Annotated in this window: 2 protein-coding genes and 1 pseudogene; 2 read left to right on the plus strand and 1 reads right to left on the minus strand. The window is 34.2% G+C overall.

Annotated elements, in window-relative coordinates; genetic code table 11:
- Positions 1 to 56: 56 nt before the first annotated feature.
- Complete coding sequence (locus Wcon_RS09185) at positions 57 to 1,160, minus strand: ankyrin repeat domain-containing protein (RefSeq protein ID WP_114517714.1); 1,104 nt, start codon at positions 1,158 to 1,160, stop codon at positions 57 to 59.
- Positions 1,161 to 1,441: 281 nt separating this feature from the next.
- Between Wcon_RS09185 and Wcon_RS13515 the strand changes: the two are divergent.
- Together Wcon_RS13515 and Wcon_RS09195 are read left to right on the plus strand one after the other, a co-directional pair.
- Positions 1,442 to 2,395 (plus strand): annotated as a pseudogene (locus tag Wcon_RS13515) (IS3 family transposase); the annotation flags it as partial.
- A 117-nt stretch (positions 2,396 to 2,512) separates the two neighbouring features.
- Positions 2,513 to 3,364 (plus strand): IS4 family transposase (locus Wcon_RS09195; protein WP_114517914.1); only part of this gene is annotated, 852 nt, incomplete at its 3' end.

Below are 3,364 nucleotides of genomic sequence, written 5' to 3' on the forward strand. Positions count from 1 at the left end.
TTTTAAAACATTGTAAACTTCCTTCTATCTGGCACATTATACCACATTTCTTGCAGCTAAATCTGCCTACTGAAGTTATTTCCAGACTCGGTTATTCCTACATCAGAAAGACGAGTTGTTACTTTTGGTAGAATATTTGTACAAAAGCACTTTTTGCACTCTTCTAAAACATCATCTAACCCAACATTACCACTAAATTTAATTCCTCTTTCCAAGCTTGTTATTATTTTTGGATACGCTTCTTCAAGCTCAGTATGTATTCTATCTTTTTCTTTTGAGTCTAAATTTCTTATTTTGCCTTCTACAAATGAATCAAATTTCTTAAGCGCAAATCTAACTGCAATATTGATATCTGGTATAACCTCTACTCCTTTACTTGTTAAATTCTGATAGTGCCTACTCCTAGTATTATCTAAAGCTTCAGCAACACAACTAGCAAAAGCAATATTCTCACTACTCAAAAAACTACTAGGGCTGCTTGCTGAGTGGATAATAGATTGCTGAGCAGAAGGTAAAACAGGGACATTGCGGAACAAGCTACTGAGTGCAGCAGTAGTTGAAGCTCCCATCCAACTAAACACATTATCAATAAAGGAAGAAGGTTTGACTACATTGCCTGTCACGTCTGCAGTATCGTCAGCTTCTAACGCTTTAAGATTTCTAGTGGGCAATACTGCTTTATAATCAAACTCAACATCACCTTTCAACATGGATAATATTTTTTGTATTATATGGTCTTCACACATAAGTTCTGGATTATCTCCAACAACATCAGATGCCGTTTCACCATTTACATCTCTTACATTAGGGTCAGCATTATTGTCGATGAGAAGTTTTACCATCCCTACTCGACAATGGAAAGACGCTAAGTGCAAAGGTGTCTTACCCATTGTGTCTTGCAAATTGACATCAGCAAGATGAGAAAGTAGAAATTGTCCTGCTTCTTCTCTACCATATTCAGCGGCAACGTGCAAAGCAGTTCTCAAATCTTCACTATTAGCAGCATTAACACTAGCACCACTGGTAATCAAAAGATTCAATATCTTCAAACTATTCTCTTTAACAGCAAAACTTATAGGTTTTATACCATATTTTTCACCATTAAAAACCTTGCTTACACCTATATAATCTGCAGTTATAATACATTCTTCAGCTTTCAAAAGATTATGCTCTTCTATAGCAGCAAATAACTAGTCTGTAAAAACTTCAGTCTGTTTGCTCATAAAACACCTCATAAAGAATAACATTTTTGGTTTTATATCATATAATTTAGTATGCACAAGTAAAATTTACAGAAAAACCTAAAAAACTTCTAATAGTGATAATTTGAGAGTATTATTACCCTTTTAACGCTAATCAACTATGTGACCTTACCCAGAAAAAGTGGAGAGAAAGTTGGGACGTTTTTATAGTAAAAAATGTTTTCATAAAGGGGTGTAATATGACAAATGGAAGAAAGTATACAGCAGAGTTCAAAGAAGAAGCTGTAAAACTTCTTAGAGAAAGGGAAGAAACAATTTCACAAATAGCAAGAGATCTAGGTATAAACCCTGGTGTATTAGGTAAGTGGATAAAGAAGTATAACGAGAAAAAGTCAGCAGCAAATGCATTTCCAGGCAGGGGTAGCGTAGCTCCTTACGATAAAGAGAGATTTGACTTAAAGAGAGAGTTAGCAAGAGTAACAAGGGAAAGAGACATTTTAAAAAAAGCCCTGGGATATTTTGCAAGTTACAAAGATTTATTTATCAAAAAGCATAAAAACTACTATAAAATACAGGAGTTATGCAGGATTTTGAAAGTATCTGCTAGCAGATACTATAAACGGATTAGTAAGAAGAAAAGCACCAAAGAGTTAACAAGGGAGCTGCTGCTAGCAGATATTCAAAAAATATACCAAGCATCTAATTGTAGATATGGGGCACCTAAGATTCATGCTGAACTAAAGTCTTTAGGTAAAAATTGCAACATCAAAACAGTGCAGGATATCATGCAAAAAATGGTATTCAAGCTAAACTGAGGCGAAGATTCAAAAGCAAAAAACAGCAGACTGACAATAGAGTTATAACCCCTAATATATTGGACCATTTACTACTGATCGGCCAAATAGAATATGGGTTTACATACATAAAAACTAAGGATGGCTGACTATATTTAGCAGCAATAATTGATCTATATTCACGTATGGTAGTTAATGAGTAGTACAATAGCTAAGCGATTAGTTATAAATGCTTTATTGATGGCTGTTGATAGGCGCAAACCCGCCAAAAATCTGCTATTTCATAGTGATCAAGGTTCACAATATACCTCTAAAAATTATTAATTTTTGCTGAACACAAAAAACATCATTTCCAGTATTAGTCATAAAGGCTGTTGTTATGACAACTCTGTTGTTGAAAAGCTCAGACTCAAGGCAGACCCCAATCTTTGAATGCTTACTATTACCCACAAATATAAATGGACTTATAAATAAAGTATTAGAATATTAAAGTTTGCAAATATTGAGGGTATAAAAATGGCAAGTGAATGGGCTAAAAATGAATTTGGAGATGCGACACTTGGAGATAAAAGACTAACTGACCGATTGGCGAATATTGCTGATAGCTTGGCAAATATGCCTGAAAGTTCAATCAATCAAGCATGTGAAAGTTGGTCAGAAGCAAAATGGGCATATCGTTTTTTTCAAAATGAGAACGTGAAAGAAAGCGATATTCTAGCTTCACATACTACAAAAACTGTTGAAAGAATAAAAGCTCATAAAAAGATTCTTGTAATTCAAGATACAAGTTGTATTTCATACACGGGCCATAAAAAAACAAGTGGGTTGGGAATTATCTCAAGAAAACGTAGTAAGGGTGTTATGCTGCATACAGCTTTTGCTGTTAGTACAGAAGGCTTGGCATTAGGAATACTAGATCAAAAAATTTACTCGAGACCACCTGTTTCTGAAGAAGCCAAAGAGCTAAAAGAGAGGAATCGTAAAAGAGCACATATTGAAGATAAAGAAAGTATAAAGTGGCTAGAAAGCCTAAAGAAAACAGATAGCATTATAGACTCAACTAAAACTGAAGCTATAACTGTATGTGATAGAGAGGCAGATATTTATGAATTTTTTGAACTTGCACGTAATCTTAACTCAGCAGTTTTAGTAAGAGCTTCCAAAGATCGAGATATAAATAGAAAATCCAGATTTTCCAACGATAAACAAAAATTATGGAAATTTGTTGAAGACTTCTCTAGCATTGGTACAATAGAAATTGAAATCCCTGCAAGAGATAATAAGCCAAAAAGAACAGCATGTTTAGAGGTTAAGTTTGGGAAGTTTATGATGGATCCGCCTAAAAGGCACATAAGGTATAAAGAGTTA

This window comes from Wolbachia endosymbiont of Cylisticus convexus (assembly GCF_003344345.1).